Source organism: Arcicella aurantiaca, assembly GCF_003148625.1.
GTDB lineage: Bacteria > Bacteroidota > Bacteroidia > Cytophagales > Spirosomataceae > Arcicella > Arcicella aurantiaca.
Window position 1 is genome coordinate 182,349 of the sequence record NZ_QGGO01000001.1, and the last position, 24,496, is coordinate 206,844.

Genomic DNA, 24,496 nt, shown 5'->3' on the forward strand with positions numbered 1-24,496 from the left:
AAAAATGGACAGCTTGCCTTTTCAATGAAACGACAAGACTGCCCTGTGTTCGAACTATTCTTCTCTATTGTTATAAGCACGATACCAGTCTATATTTCGGGTCAAGTACATGACGATTGCCAAAATAATTAATAGTCCGATACTTCCGAGCAATAAAGAATAATCTTCCAACTGTAATAATGAATAGAAAAAGCCATAAAGCAACGCAAGTATTCCGTTGAATATCAGAGTGATACGAGTATTTTTGAAGATGCTTTGCGTATAAAAAATTATGAGTGTGAGTATAACAACACAGCCTATTAAGTATGCTATATTGAACGATAAATGTTCTGAAATGGCAAGAAGTAATACGTAAAATAAGCTAATTGCAAAACCTACTAACAAGTATTGAATGGGGTGCAAACGTCTTTTATTGAGAATTTCTACGAAGAAAAACGCTATAAAAGTGATAACAATAAACATCAAATTGTATTTAGTAGAACGAATTGTTTTTTGATACTCATCGACAGGTAAAAGTAATTTTACACCAAAAGAACTTGGCAATTCTGCCGCAACTTTTGTAGGGATTGCTTCTTGATTGGATGCTGAAATATTTTCTTGATAATTAGTACCAATAAAATTTCCAAGTCCTTGTTGCGGATAGTTTCGGTTGAGATGTAATTCATTCCAAACAGCTTTAAACCCTTTTTCTGTAACTTGACGGTCGTCTGGCAATGATGCTCCCACAAAACTTGGCGTTCCCCAAGACGATTCTATGGTCACTTTTGTTGTTTTTCCGAATGGTAAAAAGTCAATTTCCTTGCTTCCATTTAAGTTGATATGGGCATCAAAATTGATGGTTTCGGAATCTAAATTGATGGGGCAACTTACGCCAGAGGCAAACAAATCTTTCGACTCAATTCCAGAGTTCATTTCTTTTGGTACTCCATTGATTTTCAAATTAATTGCCTCTTTGATTCCCTTCATATCCGTTAATCCAAAAGAGATAAACGCTTCTGAAAATAGAAATCTTTCTTTCGGAATTTTCAATAATTCAACGTTCGGTTTTTTGAAAAATCCTTCGATATGCAGTTGTGCATTATAAAGCATCACGACGTAAATACCTCGATACCGTTTTTCTGGAATCAGTTTGCCTGTAATATTAAGATTTTCGGGTAAAAAGTGGGCGTATTCTATCACTGTTGACTTTTTACCTTTATCATCTTCTTGGATTATGGTATAAGGAATGGTAATAACTGCCCCGCCAATAGTCTGATTACTTCCCCATTTTGAGGTTATTTCTTCCACCGCATTGTCACGAGTAGCTTGTCGTTCATGAATCAAACTTTCCAACATGGCAGAAGGAATTATTAATATCAAAATCAGAATGAAAATGGTAATAAGTTTGAGCATAACCGAACTTTTTACCCAATTATTAAAGCGTTCAAAAAGCGATGTTTTTTCTGTTGATTCCATGATTATGTTGGGGTTGGATTTTTATTTACAATTTTTATTTTACAAACTACTTTGTATTTCAAAGTTAATGTTTCTAAAAAAAGTCTTTAAAAGACTTGATTTTACATTCCTTTTATCAAAGCTTCTAAAGCATTCAAATGCTCTTGAAAGGCTTGTTTTCCTTCTGTTGTTGCTTGAAAAGACGTATTCGGTCGTTTGCCAATAAATGCCTTACGGATTTGTATGTATTTTTCTTTTTCTAATGCTGAAATATGAGATGATAAATTACCGTCTGTAAGGTCAAGCATTTCTTTTAATTCGCCAAAATCTACCCAATCGTTCACCATGAGGATAGACATAATGCCCAACCGTACACGATTTTCGAAAGCTTTATTTATATCAGCGATTAAGTTTTTCATAACAAATTTTAAAAATTGAGTGATTTATCTAAATAGTTTTTTCGTAAATCACCGCTCATATTTCTTGTACATCACAATTCCGTAAACAATGTGTAAAACTCCAAAACCCAAAGCCCAGAAGAGTAATCCGATTCGCCATTCGTTCAAAAGTCCGCAAGCTAAGCCCAAAACAACTTCTATGTAACCTACATATTTAACATCGTCGTAAGTGTATTTTGAGGCGTTTATTAAGGCTAAACCATAAAAAACTAAAGTTGCAGAGTCAATCAAATGCGGAGCTTGTTGTAATAAAATCAAGCAGAAAAAACCGCCTGCAATTAACGGAACGCCCATATTTACCAATAATCTTCTCGAAGTATTATCCCAAAGCTTTAATCCTTTCTTTTTGGCTTGTCGAGCAGTTAAATAAAATGCAAAAATAAGCGAAAACGTCAAAACCACGATGCCGTCAACTACAATGAAACGGAGCAAAGGAGTATTGTCTAATAGATTCAAATACTCGCCTTCGTTATCTTCCAAAATACGATTATAGGCAATATAGGCACCTATTAAAGCAAATGTTCCTGCAAAAACGCCTGATAATCCACTCAATGAAATAAATCGAGAAGAACGTTCCATCATCGAACGAATTTCTGTAAGGTCTTGGAGATGTTGTTTCATTTTGATTCAAATTACTTTGTGGTGCAAAGTAAATGTGTGAGTTTTTATTTTCCAAACTTTTATAGATTATTTATTTGGAAAATTAATGTAACACAGACTTCAGTCTGTAAGTATAAAATTGTTGATTGAAAATATTTCATATATTTACTGTTACAGACTAAAGTCTGTGTTACATTTTACAGACTAAAGTCTGTGTTATATTTTACAGACTAAAGTCTGTGTTACATTTTACAGACTAAAGTCTGTGTTACATTTTACAGACTAAAGTCTGTGTTACATTTTACAGACTAAAGTCTGTGTTACAAATTCTACCAAATGAAATTAATCAAAACTGTCTACCGAAGAAATCTGCCCCATATCCAACCAATTGGTTCAACTTTCTTTATTACTTTTAATCTTCATGATGCAATTCCGGTACAGATTATTGTTGCTTTACAACAGGAAAAACTTATCAAAATTGCTTATCTAAGAGATAATAGACCTCTAAATTTTTATGAGGAAATTATTAAAGAACACAAACGACATTTCTCGAGATTTGATGCTATTTTGGATAATGCTATTCATGGTGAAAACTACTTAAAGAATAGAGAAGTTGCCCAAATAGTGATGGATAAAATAACCTTTTACGATGGAAAATATTATGATTTGTTGGCAGTTTGCATTATGTCTAATCATGTACATTTATTGATAGATTTGTATGTGCAAATTGAGGATTTGCCAGCAAGTACAGAAATTACCTCTAATAATTATAAACCTTTGTCAGAGCTATTAAAGTTGATAAAAGGAAGTTCAGCTTATGAAGCGAATAAAATTATTAAGAGAAAAGGGAGATTTTGGCAAGTAGAGTCGTATGACCACTATGTTAGAAATGAAAAGGAACGGGATAATATCATCAGCTATATAGCAAATAATCCTGTCAAAGCTAACTTGGTAAATTTTTGGCAGGATTTTTCCTTTACTTACGTGAAAGATGTTTATCAATTAAATTTACCTTGATTATTTACAGACTAAAGTCTGTGTTACTTCAATCCGCCATGAAGAAATATTTAATCCTACTTTTATTTTGCCTACCATTTATGGGGCAAGGGCAAACTTATATTACTATTGCTCAAGCTCGAAAAGTTGCAGTTGGAAAAGCTGCTTATGTTATTGGACGAGTTACGGCTACCAATCAATTTGGCTCAATGGCTTATATTCAAGATGCTACTGGAGGAATTCCTGTTTTTAATACTGCCTTTGCCAATGGCGTTTCAATCGGAGATTCGGTGAAAGTTGCGGGATTAATTGCCTCTTTTAGTTCTCAAATTCAAATTGGAAGTACCTCAAGTATCGTTGATTATACAAAAATTAATGTACCCGCAAAGGCTGTTACGCCAAAAGTTATTTCTATTACCGATGCCAAAAATTATGAAGGACAATTGGTGACGATTAAAGACCTTGATTTTGACGATAAGAAGTTTGTCTTGTTGCCCAATGCAAATTATGCAACTAAAAATGGGACAAATACGCTTGAAGTGAAAATTAATGCAACAACTAATCTTATCGGAAGAACAAAACCGCAAAGTGCCGTAACCATCACAGGTATTGTAGGTTTGAATAATACGACGTATCAATTGCAACCACGTTTTACTGATGATTTGCCAAATACCGAAGTTTACAAAAAGCCTCAAACGGGTTTAACGGCTGAAAAATCCTTTAAATTAGCTACTTGGAATACCAATTGGTTAGGAAATACCGCCAATGGACCAACGGGAGAATTGCTCCAACAGAAAAATTTTCAACAAGTTTTAGATTCTCTTAAAGCTGATATTTTTGTTTTGGAGGAGGTTTCGAATGTGAAGTTTTTTAAAGATTTTATTTCAAAATATACCAATTATAAAGGTTTTTGTTCTTCAGCGGTTTCGGCGGGAGGTGTGGCAGACGATGCACAACGAGTTTGTTTTGTCTATAAAAAAGGCGTAGTTGATTCTGTTTCGGCTCGTTCGTTATTGACAAAAGCGACTCCTCTGCCTAATTATCCAGATAATAAACCAAGCAATTTTTGGTCTTCTGGACGCTTACCGTATTTGTTTGTGGCTGATGTTAATATTAATGGCGTGAAAAAACGATTGAACTTTGTTGGTATTCATGCAAGAACAAATACAATTGGCACTACTGCAACAACTGCCGAAAAGGAGTTGCAATATGCTCAGAGAAAATACGATATTGGCGTACTGAAAGATACTTTAGACGCTCAATTTCCGACTGCCAACGTGATTTTGATTGGAGATTATAATGATGATGTCGATGAAACCGTCTCGGAAATTACTTCTACAAAAGAATCATCTTACAAGAAATTTATTGACGATACAAAGAATTACCAAATAGTTACTAAGTCGCTGACAGATAATGGTGTAAGGAGTTATTTGTCGCAGAATAATGTGACAGACCATATCACCGTTTCTGACGAATTAGTGAATAATTACGTGGCAAATTCAGTCTCGACAGAGTTAGGATTTATGTATATTGCCAATTATTCAGCAACAACGTCAGACCATTTGCCTGTATATGCAACCTTTAATTTTGAAAGAGATAGAGTTTTGGGTTTTGAACCAAAATTTGAAGAGTTGGCGATGAATGTTTATCCAAATCCAACGAAAGGTAGTATAACTATTGAAGTAGAGGGCAATACTTTTGATTATTCTCTAATGAATTTTTCGGGAAATAATTTAATAGAAAGTTCTGGAAACTTTTCAGAAATGAATCAGTCCATCAATGAAAAGTTGTCAATTTTACCTTTGGGAATGTATTTTTTGAGAATACAAGCAGGGGAGAAGCATGGGGTTTTGAAAATTGTCAAAGAATAACTATTCACATTTTCTACGAGTATCCGCAAGAGCAATGATTTTCCAACCTTTATCGGTTTTATAAAATTGAAAAGCGTCAACACCACAATGTTGGCGTTTTTCGTTTACGTACAATTCGTAAGGCGTCCAAGCGGTTGCCATTTGAGCATCTACTCTGATTTCATAGCTTAAAACTCTTTCTTCAATTTTTACATTGGCGGGTAAACTGCCAATTTGTTTTACAAACCCATCAATTGAGTTTTCTGTGGTTAATTCCAAAGCACCCGTTTTGCGATTTGTTCCAATTGACTGCATTCTTACCGAAGAATGAAAACAGGCTCTAATCATGGTAGAATCATGTTTTTGCATTCCGTCAAATAGTTGAACAACAACTGCTTTTACCGCTTTTTCATCTTCAGATTGAGCTTTTGCAAATACTGAAATAAATAATAATGCGAAAATAAGAAACGACTTTTTCATATTGATTTATGCTTAATGATTAGCCCACAGATTGTACTGATTGAATGGATTTTCACAGATTAAAATTAAGGAAAAAGTTTACTGATTAGACAGATTCTCACAGATTTTACAATAAAATAAAATCTGTGAGAATCTGTCTAATCAGTAGAATCTGTGGTCTAATCTAATATCAGAACTCAGCCGATTTTGGTGTTCTTGGGAAAGGAATCACGTCACGGATGTTACCCATTCCTGTAACGAACATTACCAAACGCTCGAAACCGATACCGAAACCTGAGTGTGGAGCTGAACCAAATTGACGAGTTTCTAAATACCACCAAATGGTTTCTTCGTGGATACCCACATCTTTTGAACGTTGTAATAATTTCTCGTAGCTGTCTTCACGCTGAGAACCACCGATGATTTCGCCAATTCCAGGGAAAAGTACGTCCATGGCACGAACTGTCTTTCCGTCATCGTCCAATTTCATGTAAAACGCCTTAATATCTTTTGGATAGTTCGTTAAGATAACTGGTTTTTTAAAGTGCTTTTCAACCAAATAACGCTCATGTTCCGACTGTAAGTCAATTCCCCACTCAACAGGATATTGGAATTTACCTTCTTTATGACGTTTTGATGATAATAAAATTTGAATCGCTTCGGTATAAGTCAATTTAACGTATTCATTATCAACAACAAACTTCAATTTTTGAATCAAATCTAACTCCGAACGTTCGTCAGCTTTTTTAGATTTTTCTTCGTCTTTCAAACGATTTTCTAAAAATGCTAAATCGTCAGCACAGTTTTCTAAAGCATAACGAATTACATATTTTGTAAAGTCTTCCGCCAAAGCCATATTGTCTTCCAATTCATAGAAAGCAACTTCTGGTTCAATCATCCAGAATTCAGCCAAGTGGCGAGCCGTATTTGAATTTTCAGCACGGAAAGTTGGTCCAAAAGTATAAATTTTAGACAAAGCCATTGCTCCTAATTCACCTTCCAATTGTCCAGAAACCGTTAAATTAGTTTCTTTTCCGAAGAAATCTTCTTTATAATTAATCGTTCCGTCTTCGTTCAATGGTGGGTTTTTAGGGTCAAGGGTTGACACTCTAAACATTTCTCCAGCACCTTCTGCATCCGACCCCGTAATGATTGGCGTATGCAAATAGAAGAAACCATTGTCGTTAAAATACTTATGAATGGCATAAGCCAAAGTATGACGAATACGAAGAATCGCTGAAAATGTATTGGTACGTGGACGTAAGTGTGCAATTTCACGCAAGAACTCCAAACTGTGTTTTTTAGGTTGAAGCGGGTATTTATCAGGGTCAGCCGTTCCATAAACGCTTACCGATTTTACCTCAATTTCCACACGTTGTCCCGAACCTTTCGATTCAATCAAAGTACCCGTTACGGCAATACATGACCCCGTAGTGATAAGTTTGAGCGTATCTTCGTTGATAATTCCTGGTTCTGCAACTGCTTGAATATTATGAATTACAGAGCCATCATTGATATTAATAAAAATTACATTCGGTTGTACCCGTTTCGTTCTTACCCAGCCTTTTACTGTTATTTCGCTACCAACGGCAGCCTCCGCTAAAATTTGTTTGATTTGCATTAAATTCGATATTTGTTTTCCGATGTTCGATGTTTGTTTTCTACGAACTTACACATTTAGATAATTAATTTTTCTTCCAGTATTACTTTGAATTTTCTTAAAATAGCTACAATTTCCTGTAAATCAATTGATTGAGTAGAGTCAAATGATTTGCTCACAGCATAATTTTGATTTTCTAAAACCATAAAATACCATTCTCTTCCGATATTGTAAACGCCATAAAGTGGTTTGTTATCGTGATTGGTCTTTTGGGCAATTAACATTCCAAGTAGAACCTGAGTGATGGGGTCTTCTGGATTTTTTTTGGTGGCTTTATACTCGTGAAAGCAAAAATAAGGATTTTCAACCATGTTCAAAATTCCTTTAGCAATCATAAAATCAGTTCTGGTTTTTAGGAAATGACCATCATAATTTACTGAAATTTCCTTTTCGAAATAAGTATTATATTTATCGCTTTCGTAATCCACTAAAACATTGAGTAACAAAGCTATAAAATTCATTTTTAATTCTTCCTCATTCCAAGTATTCACATTTATCATCAATTTACGGCGAAGGTTATTCATAAAATCAATTTCTATCTTACTGAATTCTTCTTTCGCATCCAACCATTCATCTAATAATGGATAAGTTTCATAAAACTTCTTTAAACCAAAAGTTTTAATCAAAAGAGGTTCCGACCATTTTTCTTGTTTCTTCTGATTTTCCATGTGTTTTTCTTTTTCTCAAAATTACCAACAATTCTCTCAAATACCGAATATCTGTAACTTTTTCCTCTTTTTTACGTCAAAAATTTTGACTTGTTTCCCATTAAAATGAAGTCATTTCTTGTATTCTCAAAATAGGTGATTTTGTTCTTATTTTGAACTAATTTTATTGAAATTGAAAATATTTAACAATTGTTAATTTATTTTTATTTAATTGTAAGTTGCTGTTTGTTAGTTGGTTATAAAATAATTTCATTAATTTTTAAAAAAGTCTTGACATTGTGATTTTTAATTCCATAAATTTGGCAAGATATTTGTTAGAACGGTATTCAGATGTGTCTTGCACAAATACAATACCAACCTAAATTGTTCATCAGTACCTTACTGCCTTAGAATTATGCAAAAACTTTCCTTAAGTCAATCCATCCAGCAAAGACTATCTCCACAACAGATACAATTTATCAAGTTGTTGCAGATACCAACCTTTGAACTTGCGGCTCGCATTGAAGAAGAACTCGAAATAAATCCTGCTCTTGAGGAAGGTATGGAAATGGACAATGACATCAAAGAACGTGATGAGTACGATGACGATTTTGATGATTATGCCGATGAAGAGTTTGGTGACTATAACGACCGTGATTTAGACATTGAGTCTTATCTTCATGATGATTATAGTGGTTATAAAATGCAAGGCGATGGCAGTGGTGATGATGATGACAAAGAAATGCCTATCGCAATGATTTCATCTTTGACCGACCATCTTATTTCTCAATTGGGTTTTCTCCGTTTAGAAGAACAACAAGAAACAATTGGAAAACAGTTGATTGGCTCAATCGAAACAGATGGTTATATTCGCCGCCCATTGCAGGCAGTTGTGAATGATTTAGCTTTCACACAGGGCGTTTATACAACGGTAGAAGATGTTGAAATTGTCTTGAAACAAATTCAACATTTTGACCCACCCGGAATTGCCGCTCGTGATTTACAAGAATGTTTGTTATTGCAATTAGATAGAAAAGATTTAGACGATGTAATTATTCAATATGCCATTAAAATTATTGAAGACAATTTCGACGAATTTTCTAAGAAGCATTACGACAAAATCCAGAAGCGTTTAGGCATTGATGATTCTTGCATGAAACAAGCCGTAAAAGCGATTACAAAATTAAATCCAAAACCCGGAGCAGCCGAAGAAGATGGAACAATAATACAGTACCTTTTGCCTGATTATTTATTGATGAATAACAACGGAAAATTAGAACTTTCCTTGAATTCAAAAAATGCTCCAGAATTAAGAGTAAGCCATTCTTTCCATGAAATGTTGGATACTTATGATAAATCTGACAAGAATAATCGGGTAATTAAGGAAACTGTTACCTTTATCAAGCAAAAATTGGATTCTGCTAAATGGTTTATTGATGCTATCAAACAACGTCAAAATACCTTGTTGAGAACGATGAAAGCTATTTTAGATTATCAAAAAGAGTTTTTCTTGACGGGTGATGAAACGAAATTGAAACCAATGATTTTGAAAGACATTGCCAATCAAATAGAAATGGATATTTCAACGGTTTCGAGGGTGGCAAGTAGTAAATCGGTACAAACAGAATTTGGTTTATATCCTCTAAAATATTTTTTCTCAGAAGGTATTGCCACAGATTCGGGTGAAGATGTTTCAAGCCGTGAAGTGAAAAATATCTTGAAAGAATTAATCGATAATGAACCCAAGAAAAGTCCATTGTCAGACGATAAATTAGAGAAATATCTCAACGAAAAAGGTTATAATATTGCTCGTAGAACCGTTGCTAAATATCGTGAACAATTAAATATTCCTGTGGCACGATTAAGAAAACAACTTTAGGACAGAGAACAGTAAGCAGTTATCAGTAAACATTATCAAAAAACCAGTATTTATTTTAGGATATGTAAAGGCAGATAACACTGAACAGTTATCAGTAAACATTATCAAAAAACCAGTATTTATTTTAGGATATATACTGGTTTTTTTGTGTACTTTGCACTTAGTAATATCTATTTGTCTTTTAATATCCGATTGTTTACTGATAATTGTTTACTGATAATTGTTTACTGTTAACTGATTTGAATACCCGATTTGCCCAAATACTTTCCGCATTGTTGCATCCTTTATTGATGCCTACTATCATATTTGCCATTCTTTTTTATATCGCTCCCGAATCAATTCAGAATTTAGAGGAATTTAATGGCTCTGCTAAAGTGGGCATGATGAGTTTGAAAATGGGACTTCTTCTTTTGATTTTCTTACAAACCTTTGTGCTTCCCGTTTTCAGTATTTACGCTTTACATCGTTTTGGTTTTGTAGGAGATTTACGTATGGAAACGCTCGCAGATAGAAGAATTCCGTATTTGGTAACGGTTGCGATTTATACATTTGTGGCAACTTTTTTTACCTTAAAACTCCATCAATTTCCAGAAGTTGCTCTGATTATTACAGGCATTGCTTTTTCAATCGGAGCGGTGGCGGTTATTAGTTTATATTGGAAAATATCAGCTCATGCTGTTGGAGCGAATGGAATGTTAGGAGCTTTATTAGGTATTGCGATAAAATATGGAAATAACGACCTCTTTTATCCAATTTTGGCAGTTATTATAGTGGTTGGTTTTTTGTTATCAGCACGCTTACATCTCAATGCTCATACGCCTGCTCAAATAATGGCGGGTTCTATATTAGGTCTTTCCGTAAGTTTATCAGTGGTGTTTTTAATTGACTTTCTTTAAAATTTTCATTTTCCATCAACAATCGAGATATGTTTAATCATTTACTTTATGAAATTAATGACGGTGTTTGTACTATTACACTCAACCGTCCAGAAGTTTACAACGCTCTTAGTCCAGCTTTAATTCAAGAAATTACACAGGCATTTACCCAAGCGGGAGAGGATTCACAGGTGCGAGTAGTTGTGCTGACAGGTTCGGGGGATAAGGCTTTTTCTTCGGGGGCTGACCTAAAAAATGGTTTAGGCGGTGCTACCAGTTTGGGCGAATCATTGCGGAAAAACTATAATCCGATGATTTTATCAATTAGAAATTTAGCCAAACCTGTCATCTGTCGTTTGAATGGAATTGCAGCAGGAGCGGGGTGTTCTTTGGCTTTAGCTTGCGATGTAATTATTGCTTCTGAAAATGCTAAAATGTCACAAATTTTTGTCAGTATCGGATTGATTATTGATGCAGGTTCTTCATATTTTTTACCAAGATTAATTGGTTCGCAAAAAGCCTTTGAATTAGCCTCAACAGGACGAATAGTAGGAGCAAAGGAATGTTTGGAATTGGGTTTAGTAAACAATGTAGTTACTGCTTCTGAATTAGATATTACAGTTACTCAAACGGCTCAAATGTATGCCAAAGGAGCAACCCAAGCCATTGGATTAATCAAAAAGGTTTTGAACCAATCCTATCATTCAACATTAGACCAAATGCTGGAATTGGAGGCTCAAAACCAAGATGTTGCAGGAAAAACCAATGACTTTACAGAAGGTGTTACGGCATTTTTACAAAAGCGACCGACTAATTTCCAAGGGAGCTAAGTTTTACAGATTCCTTCGAAATTACCCATAAATATACCAAAGATACAAAGGACAGAAAGCCTGCGAAGTAATAGGAAATAGCCATATTTTCTATTACTCCTTTGTATAAATATCCCGAAACCAAAGCTCCAATTCCGATACCAGCTTCTAATGCGATATAGGTCGTTGCAATAGCTCTTCCACGATAATCTTCATGTGATAAATCGACTGTCCAAGCCATTAATGTTGGTGTGTTGAATCCCCACGAAAAACCAAATAAAATTGATGCTAATACGAATAACCAAACCGAATCTGCAAATGCACACATGAGCATGGATACAATCATGATAGCAGATGAAATCATTAGAATTGGAATGCGTCCGTATTTGTCTGAACTCTTCGCAAAAAATAATCTAACCACTAAGGAAGAAATGGTATAAATGGTGAAAAAAATACCTTTGTTTGTTAAACCGACTAATTTAGTTTGGTCAGGGATAAGCGTAAGAACTACACCCGAAGAATAAGAAACGGTAAGCATTACTAAAAAGGCAGGAAACACTCTTGGTTCAAAAACATCTGCCCAGCCAATTTTTAATAATTTAAGTGAAAAAGGCTGTTTTTGTTCTTTAGGAAGCGTTTCTTTCATGTTCAATAAAATCAATATTGAAAAAAGAGCAAAAGCCGAAGACGTAAAAAACATAAAACTTATCGAAGTCCAACCTACTAAATAACTACCAATGGTTGGCCCGAGGGACATTCCCGTTGCGGTAAAAATACCCAACATTCCTTGTGCTTCACCACGTCTATCTTCTGGAATTATATCAGCCACATAAGCGGAGGTTGCTGTTGGTTTTGTTCCAGTAGAAAAACCATGAAAAAATCTAAGCAATAAAAAGCCAAAAACGGTATGTACAAATGGATAAATACCACTACATAAAAAACAAACGATTGAACCGATTGCCATAATGGGTACACGCCCGACGGTATCGGTTAATTTGCCAGAAAAAGGACGAGCTGCACCAGCCGTTAAAGTAAACAATGCAATGATATATCCGATGTATTCTTTTCCCCCCATGCCTTTTAAGTAATCAGGCAATTCGGGAATCATCATTTGAAAACTGGCAGAGAAAAGGAAGTTACTGATACAAAGTAACCAAAATTGAGTGTTATATATAGAAGACTGTTTTTCCATTTGCAAAGATAAAATTTTTGTACAAAATTACCCAATCCTCAACTTTGCAGACGTTCTATTCAATGCTTTACTACTAAATCAATAATAAATATCAAAAACTTAATAATCCGTATCGTTTTGGTGATAGTCTTGTTTGAAAGTCAATAAAAAAAGAGACTTGTTAGGTCTCTTTTTTCGATGTGTTGGCATCATTTTACAGAATTTTATAAATATCAACAGAGTCAATTTTGTCTTTCAACTCTTTAATATTAATACTTGATTTAATGGCAGCGTCTTTTTTCTTCTTTTTCGCTCCTAAATCTTTCATCAAATCTTCGTAAACCATTTGTGCTGGTTTTTCGCCAACGCCTTCAATGATATTATTGGCTTTTGCTACGTTAATGGCTTGTTTTACTTGGTCGAAATAACGATTCTCAAAGTCAAAATATTGGTCATGGATACCAATAAAACGGTTACAAAGGCTTTGAACATAATCTAAATTATTATTTACATGACGAACATCCAACTCCATTTGTAGCATTTCACCCAAATTGGTTTTACCATCTTTAGTCGTGTATTTACTTTCAATTTCATTGATTCTTTTCTTCATAAAATCAGTAGAAAATTCACCAATCATATAATTGAAATAATCGTCAAGAGCTTCGTCTCCACGCATATCTCTTGGATTATAACCAACTTTTTGAGCATCTTTTTTGAATTTTTCTAATAAATCCAATTGCAAGGCTTCTAACATCGTAACGGTTTGCCCACTCGAATTTGTGTTCAATAAATTGGCTTTATCAAGCATATTATAAAAGCCTGTATAACGTTGAAGCTCCTTCTCAAAATCCTTGATTTTGTCAAAATTCACCTTTTTGTCTTGCATACCTGCCGCATACGCAACGTTTACAGCGGCGGTTGAAAGGTTTACTGCTTGAGAAGCATAAGGAATCAACCCAACGATTGGACTATCTTTCAGGCTTTTGAGAACGCCCATAAAGCGTTCATTTTTCTGTTTTTTACTAAAAATGGCTTTGTTTTGAGCCGTTTTTAAAATGACGTCTTCAAAAGAAAATCCTAATGGACCTTTTTCTACTGAACTCAATTTTTTGATATAACCTTGATAGTCTTGATTAATAACTTGTGATTTTAAATCAATAATATCATCACTCAGAATTTTATATACTTCTGAACTTTTCACTAAGTTAGTTTTAATTTTCTCCCACTTAGTTCTGTCTGTAAGTGATTGATTCTTAGATATATCAGTTAGTGAATGACTTTGAATTTCAAGACGACTTTTTAGATTCTCATTTTCACTTTGAATTTTTCCGAGCGTTCCCTGTATATTAATAATAAGGGAATCAGAATATACTTGACTATACGATGTAAGTGATGAGCTAAATGAGAATAAGAAAATGGCAAATATTTTTTTCATGGAATAATACAAAGAGTTTTAGTCAAAACGTATGGTGTTGATGAATTATTGATTAAAGTTTGAATAATTTTCTTAAAAGCCTATCCCTTTTTGAATTGAAATTGTAAAATTCTTGTTTTTTTGCAATTTTGTCTTGAAAAAGCAAAGTATAATACGGTAATATTCTCATAATTTTATCTCTTAAATATTCATTCTAACAAACGCTAAAATCTCATGAAAAAAAACTTATTATTTTGGCTTATTCTATTTCAATGCAAAGCGATTTCATTTTCTCAGCATACAATTTTAAGAGAAAAAATTGCCACAATAATCAAATCCAAAAATGCTAAAATAGGAGTGAGTGTCTTGAATTTATCAAATGGTGATACGTTGACATTTAATAAAACCCATCATTTTCCGATGCAAAGTGTCTATAAATTTCATCTTGCATTAGCGATTCTTAATCAGGTAGATAAAAAGAAGTTTTCTTTAAATCAGCCAATTTTCGTTTCAAAAGCAGATTTACGACCTGATACTTGGAGTCCATTAAGAGATAAATATCCAGAAGGAAATATCTCGATTCCTTTGAGTGAGATAATTGCTTACACCGTTTCTCAAAGTGATAATAATGGTTGCGATAGACTTTTTAGGTTAATGGGCGGAGCAATAAAAGCCAATGAGTATATTCACAAAATTGGAGTCAAGGATGTAAATATTGTTGCTACTGAAGAAGAAATGCAGAAAGATTGGCAAGTCCAATATACCAATTGGAGTACACCGGCGGCGGCTACAAAATTGTTACAAAAATTCTATCAGCAAGGAATCATGTCAAAGAATAGCCAAGATTTTTTGTGGAAAGTAATGGTAGAAACTACGACTGGACCCAATAAAATCAGAGGATTATTACCCAAAGATGCAACCGTAGCTCATAAAACAGGTTTTTCTGGCAAAAATGAAGAAGGTTTGACAGGAGCGACCAATGATATTGGAATTGTGATTTTGCCCAATGGCAAAGCATTGGCTATTGCATTATTTGTCTCAAACTCTACCGAAACAGAACTCACCAACGACCGCATCATGGCGGATATTACGAAGGTGGTTTGGGATTATTATGATTTAAAAAGACCTTAAACAAATAGTCTTCTGAATTGATTTTCTAAAAATAATCCAAATAAATTTGCGAATACAAAAGATTGACGTACCTTTGTGGAAAATTAGTACAAAACAACATCCGCACGTCTCTGTGTTCGCTTCGTTGGCACGAAGCACTTCTTCTAAGAGTGGTTTTGTTTAAAGTTAATGGTTGATTTTCAACTCATAACTCATAACTCCTCAAGTCGGTCTCCCAGAGCTTTAACGGATGTTCGGGCATCATTAAAGCAATTATTACAAATCAATTTAAAAAATTAGTCGCAACAACGAATGAAGCATCATGCCGATGCCTTAATCATTCTTCATGTCGTTAGATGTGGCGAGAAAAAATCATGAGTGAAATCGTAAGATTAAGATTTGACGAACTTCCCGTGTCGGAAGATATTAAAAAAGCCGTATTGGATATGGGCTTTGAAACAGCTTCACCAATCCAGTCAGAAGCTATCCCTTATTTATTAGAAGGTCGTGACGTTATCGGACAAGCCCAAACAGGTACAGGAAAAACTGCTGCATTTGGTATTCCAATGGTTGATAAAGTTGTTCCTTTTGAGAAATACGTACAAGGCTTGGTACTTTGCCCAACCCGTGAATTGGCAGTACAAGTAACTGAAGAAATCAAGAAATTATCTAAGTACAAAAAAGGCGTTTGGGTTACTACTGTTTATGGTGGAGATTCAATCGAACGTCAAATAAAGTCTTTGAAAGCAGGTGCAAATATCGTTGTGGGTACTCCAGGACGTGTAATTGACTTGATTGAAAGACGTGCATTGAAATTAGAAAATGTACAAATGGCAGTGCTTGACGAAGCTGACGAAATGCTCGATATGGGCTTCCGTGATGACATCGAAAGTATCTTGCAAGAAACTAACGAAGACCGCCAAACGGTATTTTTCTCTGCAACGATGTCTAAGCCAATTATGGCATTGACAACTCGTTACCAAAATGAACCTAAATTAGTGAAAGTAGTTAAAAACGAAATCACAAATGCCAACATCGAACAATTATACTTTGATGTAAAAGGCAAGGCGAAAATGGAAGTAATGACACGTTTGATGGATTTCTACGGTGTGAAATTAGCTTTGGTATTCTGTAATCAGAAGAAAAAAGTTGATGAAGTAGTAGAAGAATTAGTATTACGTGGATATGCTGCTGAAGGTTTGCACGGTGATTTACGCCAAGCTCAACGTACTAACGTAATGTCTAAATTCCGTTCAGGTTTAGTTACTATCTTAGTGGCAACTGACGTGGCTGCTCGTGGTATCGACGTTAATGATGTTGATGCAGTATTTAACTATGATATTCCATTAGACGAAGAATATTATGTACACCGTATCGGTCGTACAGGTCGTGCAGGAAAATCTGGTAAAGCTTATACTTTGGTAGTTGGTGCTGAACGTAACCGTTTGAGAGACATCATGAATTATACTAAAGTTAAAATTGACAAAGGCGTAATTCCTTCATTCTCTGATGTTGTAGGTGTTAAAAAAGGAATGTTTATTGAAAGAGTACAAAACGCTATTCAAGATGGTGATTTAGACCTTTTCGGGGATGTTTTCGGAGCTTTACAACACGCAGGTTTCTCAACAGAACAAGTAGTGGCTGCTTTAGTGAAAATGAATATGGGTGTTGCGAAAAACGAATTTGCTGACGAAAACTTAGAAGGCGAAAACGACCGTAACCGTAGAAATGACCGTGGTAATGACCGTTTCGGTAATCGTGATTCTCGTGGTGGTGACCGTTTTGGTAATCGTGATTCTCGTGGTGGTAGAGATGGTGGACGTTTCGACCGTAACGATTCTCGTGGTGGTGACCGTAGAGATGGCGGACGTTTTGACCGTAATGATTCTCGTTCTCCTCGTACTGGCGACCGTCAACGTTCATTTGAAGACCGTGGCCCACGTACAGATAAAGCTGGAAAACCATATCGTCAAGATGCTAACATGGTAAGAATGTTTGTAAATATTGGTTTTGATGAGAAAATTTCTCCTGCTAATATCGTAGGTGCTTTTGCAGGTGAATCTGGAATTCCAGGAAATACTTTAGGACAAATTAATATCTTCGATAAATACTCATTTGTTGATGTTCCAAAGGAATACGCAACAACTGTTTTGAATAGAATGGAAGGTGCTTCTATTAAAGGAAAACGTGTAAATGTTGAGATTGCTAAACCAGCAAACTAATATTAATAGATAATTCTTGAAAAAGGTCAGTATGATTTTCATGCTGACCTTTTTTGTTTTATAAAATTCCTCATTATTTATAATATAATTTAAAGAAATTTCTTAATCTGAAATATAAATCCCTTATTACTATTGTAAGTTTATAGATTAAGTATAATATTTGTAATGATTATCATATTCAAAATAAAAGCGAATCAGTTTCGCTTTTATTTTGAACTTATAGTCTATCAAATTTGTAGATTATGTAAAACACTTTGTCAAATTATGAATAGAATAGAGCAAGCAGATTTTCTTGTCGTTCCAGGATTAGGAAGTTCTGGAATTAATCACTGGCAAACTCTTTGGGAAAAACAATATTCCAATAACTTCAAAAGGGTAGAACAAAATAATTGGGATTTGCCCGTTTGTGATGTTTGGATAAAAAAACTTTCTGAAGAAGTAAATAAACTTACCAAGCCAACTTATTTAGTAGCTCATAGTTTGGGTTGTCTGACGGTTGTGCATTGGGCAAATAACTACTTTTCTGAAAAAATAAAAGGAGCATTTTTAGTAGCACCCGCCGACGCAGAATCATCAAGAAGATTAAGTTTTTTAGATGGATTTAGCCCAATTCCGAAGGAAAAATTACCTTTTGAGAGCATCGTTATTGCCAGTACAACCGACCAATATGCAACAATTGACCGTTCTGCCGAATTTGCGAATGCTTGGGGAAGTCAGTTTATCAATATTGGTAAAAAGGGACATATCAATGCAAATTCTAATATTGGAATTTGGGAAGAAGGGCAAAACTATCTTTCCAATTTCATTACAATTTGAGTATTTAGTTTTTTTGAATTTTTTAGTAATATGGTTTTGTTTGAATTATATATCCTTTATCCGCTTGGGTGAAGGATATTTTTATAAATTAGTTCTGCAAAGGCACAAATGAATTTATAAAACCAAAACATATAGAACCCTTATGAAAACTTTGTAGGTTTTAGTAATTTACTCCCTCTAAAATTTGAAAATCAACAAATATAAATCCCCTAAATTAATCACTATGTCGAATCAAAAATCAACATTTACCCTAACTGAAGACTGGACAGTTGTGGTTTATGGTTTCCTAATTATTATTTTAGCCCTTCTTGGCTTAAAAATTCCTAATCCCACTTTTGGTTGGAAAGATTCCTCCGAGCTATTTGAAAAAGTATTGACTTTAAGCAATTTAACGACTATAACATCCTTATTTATAATTGTTTATGCTATTGCCATTTTAGCCGCAAAAACTTTGGGGAAAGATGTTTTAGCCACAATTAAAGGTTTTCCAATTGTTTATATTCTCACAACATTTGCTCTTGTATTGGCAGGAAATGCGTTTTTGAAAAACTGGAATCTTGAAGCGGTAATTTTTAGCCTTTCAATAGGTTTAATTATTAGTAATTTTTTAACAGTTCCAGAATGGTTAAAAAGCTCATTATCAACCGAATTATTAGTGAAAATTGGTTTAGTTATTTTAGGAACAAGCGTAATTTTTGGAGATATTCTCAAAGCGGGTTCTTTGGGATTAATTCAGGCTTTATTGGTTGTTGTTTCGGTATGGTATTTTTCTTTTTGGGTTGCTAAAAAATTGGGCGTCGATGAAGAAATGGCAATTATGCTTTCGAGTGCAGTATCTATTTGTGGCGTTTCGGCTGCGATTGCAACTTCTGGAGCGATAAAAGGTAATTCTAAAAAGCTTTCTTACGTGATTTCATTGGTATTAATTACCGCAATTCCGATGATTATTTTCATGCCTTTTATTGCCAAAGCTCTAAATCTATCAGAAGAAGTAACGGGTGCTTGGTTGGGCGGAACAATTGATACCACAGGAGCTGTAATTGCTTCGGGAACTTTGGTAGGAGAGACGGCTTTGAAAATTAGTACCATTGTAAAATTTTCTCAGAACGTGCTTTTAGGTTTAGCCGCTTTTGCCATTTCAATTTATTGGACGTACACCAACAATCAATCTGAAACCGTAAAAGAAGCAAAGCCAACGCTGGGCATTATTTGGGAACGCTTCCCGAAGTTTGTGATTGGTTTTATTGCGGCTTCTCTTTTGTTTTCATTTTTTGTTTCTTCTGAAACCATCAATGAAGTAAAAGGAGGTTTGAAATCATTGCAAGGACTTTGGTTTGCTTTGGCTTTTACCAGTATTGGACTTGAAACTAAGTTCTCGGATTTATTTAATGCAGAAGGGAAAAAGCCACTTTATGTATTTTTAATTGCTCAGACTTTCAATGTGTTTATTACGCTTGCCATTGCGTATTTGTTGTTTGATTAACTTAGAACATCCCGAAAGTTTTAAAACTTTCGGGATGTTAAACTTATAGTATCTTTGCTTTTATACAAACCTTTACAGCGTTGAAAATTTATAAAACCTTCATTTTCTCCGCATCCCAAAGAATTGGTTGTCCGCTTGCTGCACTCATATTACACGCCAAAGCAGGTGCGGCAGCTCTCAAACCGAAAGTCGCATCTTCTGCAACGGCTTTTCCTGTACGAACAGACTCAAAGAAATTCGTGAAATGGTCTAAACGTTCATCATATCCTTGCGGAACTTTGAAGTTTATTTCTTTACCATAATTCCATTTTTTATCGTCTTCTGAATAAAGTGCATTAAATGCTTTTGTCGATTCTTCTTGTTGAGCTTGAGCGAAAGTATTTACCGAATCATAACCTCCAAATTCAGGTGCTTTTGGGCGTTTAAAGCTTTTAACTTTTAATGTTCCCCAACCAATTTCAATAACGCCTTCCGTTCCAACTATTTTGGCTGGTGAACCACTACTTCCACCATCTGCTAAGTTGACACGTGTAAAAAACTGAAATGCTGGATGTTCTTTTCTTTCTGGATATTGCATTAAAGAAGTAACCAAATCATAGGCATCACGCCCATCTTTCCAATAATTTAATTCGCCCAAAGCAAATATTTTATTGGGACCAATTGAGCCTGTAATGGTATGTAAATTGGTCAATAAATGCACAAATAAATCACCCGCAACGCCCGTTCCGTAATCTTTATAATTTCTCCAACGGAAGAATCTTTTAGCATCAAAAGGCATTTTAGGAGCGTCTCCTACGTATTTATCCCAATCAACCGTTTGGGTGTTGGCATCCGTTGGAATGGTATATTGCCATGCTCCATTGGCGGTACTGCGGTCGTTGGTAGCTTCTACATAAGCCAAGTCTCCAATAATTCCTGATTGATAGATTTTCTTGGCTTCAGCCGTTAAAACCGAACTTGCTACCTGTGAACCCACTTGAAAAACTTTCCCCGTTTTCTTTTGAGTGTCAATAACAGCTTGCCCTTCGTCGATGTGATGTACCATTGGTTTTTCACAATAAACGTGTTTGCCAGCATTCATGGCATCAATAGAAATGCGGTCGTGCCAATGGTCGGAGGTGCAAACCAATACCGCATCAATATCTTTACGATTCAAAATTTCACGATAATCACGTGTGGTAAAAATAGCTGCACCCCATTTTTCTTTGGCTCTTTCTAAGCGTCCCGAATACAAATCACAAACCGCCACAAGTTCAATACCAGGCACTTTTAGGGCTGTGTCGGTATCTGAATGACCAATAATTCCAGAGCCGATTAGGGCAATTCTTATCTTGTCGTTGGTGGTAATTTTTACATCAGATTTTAATGTAATTGTTTTTCCATAAGCATCAGTTAATGCCATTCCTCCGACTAATAAAGCGGAGGTGCTACTAATTTTTTTGATGAAGTCTCTTCTATTATTTTTCATAGTTTGTGTTTTGAGTAACGTTTTAGCATCGTGAAAAATGAATAATTGCACTGTTGTTTTAAAATATGTTTTTTGTCTCGTTTATGAAATTTATTATTTTATCTTGAAAAAAGTATAATGCTTTATCCTTATTAAAAGGAAATTTATTATGATTAACGTTTGTTACAAAAAAGGGAAGATTTGAAAATCGCAATGTTGTTTAATATATTGAATGTTAGGTTATTATAGGAATTCAGGTTGAGGAATTACAAAATCTTAAAATCTATGATTTGCCTTTTCGAGCCTTTAAGGGTATCTTGCAATTAAATTTTTTACAGAAAAATAGATGAATAAAAACTTTACTGACGGACTTAATTTTGCTTCCAAACTGACCATAAAACGCATTTGGAACGGTTTGAAAGTTGTGTCCAGTTTTTATGTTTCTAAAATTTGGGGTAGTTCTTCTCAGTGGGGTTTACCGTTTAGTATTTCTTTTGAACCCACAACTTCTTGTAATTTACGTTGTCCCGAATGCCCGAGTGGTTTACGTTCTTTTACCCGACCAACGGGAATGTTGGAAGGTGATTTATTTAAAAGAACTATCGACGAACTTTCTGATACGTTACTGTATTTGATTTTTTATTTTCAAGGCGAACCGTATTTACACCCACAGTTTTTGGATTTAGTAGGTTATGCTTCAAAGAAAAATATTTATACTGCAACTTCTACCAATGCTCATTATTTGACTGACACTTATGCCAAAAAAACCGTAGAATCTGGTTTGGATAGATTAATTATTTCAATTGATGGTACAACCCAAGAAACTTATGAACAATACCGAATTGGCGGAAAATTAGAAAAGGTAATTGAAGGAACTCGTAATATTTTGAAGTGGAAAAAAGCATTAAAATCAAGTACGCCACACGTTGTTTTTCAGTTTTTAGTGGTAAAACCCAATGAACATCAAATTGCAGAAGTTCAACAATTAGCCAAAGATTTAGGAGTGGATGAAGTTGGTTTGAAAACGGCTCAAATTTATGATTATGAGCAAGGCTCAGATTTAATTCCTACGATTGAAAAATATACACGTTATAAAAAGCAGTCGGACGGAACGTATAAAATCAAGAATAAGTTTATCAATCATTGTTGGAAAATGTGGCATTCGTGCGTAATTACTTGGGACGGCTTGGTTGTTCCTTGTTGTTTCGACAAAGATGCTCATTACCGAATGGGAGATATGAAAATCCAGACTTTCACTGATTTGTGGTTTGGGAAAAACTACCAAAATTTTAGAAAAACGCTCATTCGTTCTCGCTCAGAAATTGAAATGTGTAAAAACTGTACAGAGGGAACACAAGTTTGGGCTTAGTAACTCGGACAGCCTTGTCCGTATAAATGTAAAAAACATTTTAGGGTAAACTTTAAAATATTTTCTCACTACGGACAGGGCTGTCCGAACTACAATTATAGTAAACTTTAAAATATTTTCTCACTACGGACAGGGCTGTCCGAACTACAATTATGAAAACCGAAATACTAAAAAGACATCAATTTCATCCCGTAGTTCCTTTTGATTTGACAGAGGAAAACGTCTATCATATAGATTTGACTGAAAATAATACAGACCTTCACGAAATTGATTTAACTAATACTGAAATATTCAACGAATATGTTTTTCGTAAAATAAAGGAAGTCAATGCCGTTTGTGCAATTGGTGGTTACCTCGAAAATCGTTATATTTATCGTAGAAGTGAACATTTCCAGCAAACTGAAGAACCTCGTTCTATTCATTTGGGCGTAGATATTTGGGCAGAAGCAGGTACGCCAATATATGCACCGCTGAAAGGGAAAGTACATAGTTTTGCAAATAATGACAACTTTGGCGATTATGGACCAACCATTATTTTGGAACATATTTTGGAAGGAGAAACTTTTTATACGCTTTACGGGCATTTGAATTTAGAGTGTTTAGAAGGACTTTACGAAGGAAAAACCATTGAAGCAGGTGAAAAAATAGCGGAATTTGGTAATTTCCCCATCAATGGAAATTGGCCTCCGCATCTTCATTTTCAAGTAATGACAGATATGTTAAGCAAAAAAGGAGATTTCGCAGGAGTGTGCGAACCTTCTAAACAAAATGAATTTGCTGAAATATGTTTAGATGCCAATCTTTTACTAATGATTAGAGGATAGAGTAAAAAATTAGATAATAGAGGCGAGAGTACAGAAAAGAGAATGAATAATAGTTAATTTCTTGGAACTTAAATTTCAGAATGACCCTATTTTTAACTGATAACTGATAACTGATAACTGATAACTGATAACTGATAACTGATAACTGATAACTGATAACTGATAATTATGCAAATAGGATTTTTAACAATTGATTGGATTGACATTTTAGATATTTTACTGGTAGCATTTCTACTCTACCAAGTTTATAAACTCATTCAAGGAAGTATAGCTAACAAAGTATTTTTTGGCTACATATTTATTTATGCAGTTTATTTAGTGGCAAAAGCCTTAGGAATGGAATTATTATCAGCCATTTTAGGGCAATTTATGAACGTCGGAGTTTTGGCATTATTAATTATATTTCAGCAAGAAATTAGACGTTTTTTGATGATGTTAGGGCGTTCAACATCTATTCGTGAAAACACTATTCTCAAGAAATTCTATACTCCCAAAGTTGCCAAAGAAAGTATAACTTCCATTCAATCAATTTTAGAAGCGACAAAGGTTATGGCAACCTCACACACAGGAGCTTTAATTGTGATTGAAAGAGAAGACGATTTGAAGAAATTTATCGAATCAGGAGACATCATTGATGCAGAGATTTCTAAACGTTTGATTTTGAATATCTTTCATAAAAATACACCACTTCACGACGGAGCAATTATTATCAAAGATGGTCGTTTGGCGGCAGCACGTTGTATGTTACCAGTCTCTGAAAGTGGTACAATTTCACCCGCATTAGGTTTTCGTCACCGTGCCGCATTTGGCATGAGCGAACAAACAGATGCCGCCATTATTGTAGTTTCGGAAGAAAAGGGCGAAATTTCATTCATCAATCACGGAGGTATTTTTAGAAATATGTCTGTAAATGATTTGGAGGCAAAATTGACGGATTATTTGTTGAAGGTGTAAATTAATACAATATATTTGT

At 34.7% G+C, this 24,496-nt stretch carries 21 protein-coding genes; 12 read left to right on the plus strand and 9 right to left on the minus strand.

The features are described 5' to 3' along the window. Positions 1–54: 54 nt before the first annotated feature. The 3 genes from creD to LV89_RS00775 all read right to left on the minus strand — a co-directional run bounded on the left by creD (position 55) and on the right by LV89_RS00775 (position 2,513). On the minus strand, positions 55–1,455 hold the full coding sequence (gene creD / locus LV89_RS00765) for a cell envelope integrity protein CreD (RefSeq protein ID WP_109740942.1): 1,401 nt from the start codon (positions 1,453–1,455) through the stop codon (positions 55–57). 101 nt (positions 1,456–1,556) lie between these two features. Further along, entirely contained in the window at positions 1,557–1,853 is a 297-nt protein-coding gene (locus tag LV89_RS00770) for a winged helix-turn-helix domain-containing protein (RefSeq protein WP_109740943.1), read from the minus strand. Between the two features lie 48 nt (positions 1,854–1,901). Beyond that, positions 1,902–2,513, minus strand: coding sequence for a hypothetical protein (locus tag LV89_RS00775; protein ID WP_109740944.1), 612 nt, complete (start codon positions 2,511–2,513; stop codon positions 1,902–1,904). A 315-nt stretch (positions 2,514–2,828) separates the two neighbouring features. On the opposite strand from LV89_RS00775, the gene LV89_RS00780 reads away from it, so the two are divergent. Both LV89_RS00780 and LV89_RS00785 read left to right on the plus strand, forming a co-directional pair. Continuing rightward, complete coding sequence (locus LV89_RS00780; protein WP_109740945.1) at positions 2,829–3,509, plus strand: transposase; 681 nt, start codon at positions 2,829–2,831, stop codon at positions 3,507–3,509. 38 nt (positions 3,510–3,547) lie between these two features. Beyond that, positions 3,548–5,359: a DUF5689 domain-containing protein gene (locus LV89_RS00785; RefSeq protein ID WP_109740946.1), complete on the plus strand. Its 1,812-nt coding sequence runs from the start codon at positions 3,548–3,550 to the stop codon at positions 5,357–5,359. Here the strand turns inward: LV89_RS00785 and LV89_RS00790 are convergent, their stop codons facing one another. From LV89_RS00790 to LV89_RS00800, 3 genes are all read right to left on the minus strand, one after another. Next, positions 5,360–5,818, minus strand: coding sequence for a nuclear transport factor 2 family protein (locus LV89_RS00790; RefSeq protein ID WP_109740947.1), 459 nt, complete (start codon positions 5,816–5,818; stop codon positions 5,360–5,362). Positions 5,819–5,987: 169 nt separating this feature from the next. Beyond that, complete coding sequence (gene asnS, locus LV89_RS00795; RefSeq protein WP_109740948.1) at positions 5,988–7,418, minus strand: asparagine--tRNA ligase; 1,431 nt, start codon at positions 7,416–7,418, stop codon at positions 5,988–5,990. Positions 7,419–7,474: 56 nt separating this feature from the next. Further along, a complete protein-coding gene (locus tag LV89_RS00800; protein ID WP_109740949.1) occupies positions 7,475–8,125 on the minus strand; it encodes a hypothetical protein in 651 nt (216 codons plus the stop codon). A gap of 394 nt (positions 8,126–8,519) precedes the next feature. On the opposite strand from LV89_RS00800, the gene rpoN reads away from it, so the two are divergent. From rpoN to LV89_RS00815, 3 genes are all read left to right on the plus strand, one after another. Beyond that, positions 8,520–9,983, plus strand: coding sequence for an RNA polymerase factor sigma-54 (gene rpoN, locus LV89_RS00805; protein ID WP_109740950.1), 1,464 nt, complete (start codon positions 8,520–8,522; stop codon positions 9,981–9,983). A gap of 290 nt (positions 9,984–10,273) precedes the next feature. Then, positions 10,274–10,879: a hypothetical protein gene (locus LV89_RS00810; protein WP_229201451.1), complete on the plus strand. Its 606-nt coding sequence runs from the start codon at positions 10,274–10,276 to the stop codon at positions 10,877–10,879. A gap of 29 nt (positions 10,880–10,908) precedes the next feature. After that, on the plus strand, positions 10,909–11,688 hold the full coding sequence (locus LV89_RS00815) for an enoyl-CoA hydratase/isomerase family protein (RefSeq protein ID WP_109740951.1): 780 nt from the start codon (positions 10,909–10,911) through the stop codon (positions 11,686–11,688). Here LV89_RS00815 and LV89_RS00820 read toward each other — a convergent pair. Next, positions 11,669–12,859 (minus strand): MFS transporter, encoded by a 1,191-nt coding sequence (locus LV89_RS00820; RefSeq protein ID WP_109740952.1) that lies wholly within the window; start codon positions 12,857–12,859, stop codon positions 11,669–11,671. The genes LV89_RS00815 and LV89_RS00820 overlap by 20 nt on opposite strands. Before the next feature lie 193 nt (positions 12,860–13,052). Further along, a complete protein-coding gene (locus LV89_RS00825; protein WP_109740953.1) occupies positions 13,053–14,273 on the minus strand; it encodes a hypothetical protein in 1,221 nt (406 codons plus the stop codon). 213 nt (positions 14,274–14,486) lie between these two features. Between LV89_RS00825 and bla the strand changes: the two genes are divergently transcribed. The 4 genes from bla to LV89_RS00845 all read left to right on the plus strand — a co-directional run bounded on the left by bla (position 14,487) and on the right by LV89_RS00845 (position 19,883). After that, positions 14,487–15,383 (plus strand): class A beta-lactamase, subclass A2, encoded by an 897-nt coding sequence (gene bla, locus LV89_RS00830; protein WP_109740954.1) that lies wholly within the window; start codon positions 14,487–14,489, stop codon positions 15,381–15,383. Positions 15,384–15,736: 353 nt separating this feature from the next. Continuing rightward, entirely contained in the window at positions 15,737–17,584 is a 1,848-nt protein-coding gene (locus tag LV89_RS00835; RefSeq protein ID WP_229201452.1) for a DEAD/DEAH box helicase, read from the plus strand. Positions 17,585–17,848: 264 nt separating this feature from the next. Next, entirely contained in the window at positions 17,849–18,400 is a 552-nt protein-coding gene (locus LV89_RS00840) for an RBBP9/YdeN family alpha/beta hydrolase (RefSeq protein WP_109740956.1), read from the plus strand. Between the two features lie 223 nt (positions 18,401–18,623). Continuing rightward, positions 18,624–19,883 carry a YeiH family protein gene (locus tag LV89_RS00845; protein WP_109740957.1) on the plus strand — a complete coding sequence of 420 codons (1,260 nt, stop codon included), beginning with the start codon at positions 18,624–18,626 and terminating at the stop codon, positions 19,881–19,883. Between the two features lie 88 nt (positions 19,884–19,971). Here LV89_RS00845 and LV89_RS00850 read toward each other — a convergent pair whose 3' ends face one another. After that, positions 19,972–21,351 carry a Gfo/Idh/MocA family protein gene (locus LV89_RS00850; protein WP_109740958.1) on the minus strand — a complete coding sequence of 460 codons (1,380 nt, stop codon included), beginning with the start codon at positions 21,349–21,351 and terminating at the stop codon, positions 19,972–19,974. 325 nt (positions 21,352–21,676) lie between these two features. Between LV89_RS00850 and LV89_RS00855 the strand changes: the two genes are divergently transcribed. The 3 genes from LV89_RS00855 to cdaA all read left to right on the plus strand — a co-directional run bounded on the left by LV89_RS00855 (position 21,677) and on the right by cdaA (position 24,477). Beyond that, a complete protein-coding gene (locus LV89_RS00855) occupies positions 21,677–22,699 on the plus strand; it encodes an SPASM domain-containing protein (protein WP_109740959.1) in 1,023 nt (340 codons plus the stop codon). Between the two features lie 152 nt (positions 22,700–22,851). Then, positions 22,852–23,523: a peptidoglycan DD-metalloendopeptidase family protein gene (locus LV89_RS00860; protein ID WP_109740960.1), complete on the plus strand. Its 672-nt coding sequence runs from the start codon at positions 22,852–22,854 to the stop codon at positions 23,521–23,523. 168 nt (positions 23,524–23,691) lie between these two features. Next, entirely contained in the window at positions 23,692–24,477 is a 786-nt protein-coding gene (cdaA, locus tag LV89_RS00865; protein WP_229201453.1) for a diadenylate cyclase CdaA, read from the plus strand. Positions 24,478–24,496: the final 19 nt, after the last annotated feature.

Excerpts from the sequence above, each read along its gene's own strand:
- creD (WP_109740942.1), bottom strand. The coding sequence starts at position 1,455 with ATGGAATCAACAGAAAAAACATCGCTTTTTGAACGCTTTAATAATTGG.
- LV89_RS00770 (WP_109740943.1), bottom strand. The coding sequence starts at position 1,853 with ATGAAAAACTTAATCGCTGATATAAATAAAGCTTTCGAAAATCGTGTA.
- LV89_RS00775 (WP_109740944.1), bottom strand. The coding sequence starts at position 2,513 with ATGAAACAACATCTCCAAGACCTTACAGAAATTCGTTCGATGATGGAA.
- LV89_RS00780 (WP_109740945.1), top strand. The coding sequence starts at position 2,829 with ATGAAATTAATCAAAACTGTCTACCGAAGAAATCTGCCCCATATCCAA.
- LV89_RS00785 (WP_109740946.1), top strand. The coding sequence starts at position 3,548 with ATGAAGAAATATTTAATCCTACTTTTATTTTGCCTACCATTTATGGGG.
- LV89_RS00790 (WP_109740947.1), bottom strand. The coding sequence starts at position 5,818 with ATGAAAAAGTCGTTTCTTATTTTCGCATTATTATTTATTTCAGTATTT.
- asnS (WP_109740948.1), bottom strand. The coding sequence starts at position 7,418 with ATGCAAATCAAACAAATTTTAGCGGAGGCTGCCGTTGGTAGCGAAATA.
- LV89_RS00800 (WP_109740949.1), bottom strand. The coding sequence starts at position 8,125 with ATGGAAAATCAGAAGAAACAAGAAAAATGGTCGGAACCTCTTTTGATT.
- rpoN (WP_109740950.1), top strand. The coding sequence starts at position 8,520 with ATGCAAAAACTTTCCTTAAGTCAATCCATCCAGCAAAGACTATCTCCA.
- LV89_RS00810 (WP_229201451.1), top strand. The coding sequence starts at position 10,274 with ATGCCTACTATCATATTTGCCATTCTTTTTTATATCGCTCCCGAATCA.
- LV89_RS00815 (WP_109740951.1), top strand. The coding sequence starts at position 10,909 with ATGTTTAATCATTTACTTTATGAAATTAATGACGGTGTTTGTACTATT.
- LV89_RS00820 (WP_109740952.1), bottom strand. The coding sequence starts at position 12,859 with ATGGAAAAACAGTCTTCTATATATAACACTCAATTTTGGTTACTTTGT.
- LV89_RS00825 (WP_109740953.1), bottom strand. The coding sequence starts at position 14,273 with ATGAAAAAAATATTTGCCATTTTCTTATTCTCATTTAGCTCATCACTT.
- bla (WP_109740954.1), top strand. The coding sequence starts at position 14,487 with ATGAAAAAAAACTTATTATTTTGGCTTATTCTATTTCAATGCAAAGCG.
- LV89_RS00835 (WP_229201452.1), top strand. The coding sequence starts at position 15,737 with ATGAGTGAAATCGTAAGATTAAGATTTGACGAACTTCCCGTGTCGGAA.
- LV89_RS00840 (WP_109740956.1), top strand. The coding sequence starts at position 17,849 with ATGAATAGAATAGAGCAAGCAGATTTTCTTGTCGTTCCAGGATTAGGA.
- LV89_RS00845 (WP_109740957.1), top strand. The coding sequence starts at position 18,624 with ATGTCGAATCAAAAATCAACATTTACCCTAACTGAAGACTGGACAGTT.
- LV89_RS00850 (WP_109740958.1), bottom strand. The coding sequence starts at position 21,351 with ATGAAAAATAATAGAAGAGACTTCATCAAAAAAATTAGTAGCACCTCC.
- LV89_RS00855 (WP_109740959.1), top strand. The coding sequence starts at position 21,677 with ATGAATAAAAACTTTACTGACGGACTTAATTTTGCTTCCAAACTGACC.
- LV89_RS00860 (WP_109740960.1), top strand. The coding sequence starts at position 22,852 with ATGAAAACCGAAATACTAAAAAGACATCAATTTCATCCCGTAGTTCCT.
- cdaA (WP_229201453.1), top strand. The coding sequence starts at position 23,692 with ATGCAAATAGGATTTTTAACAATTGATTGGATTGACATTTTAGATATT.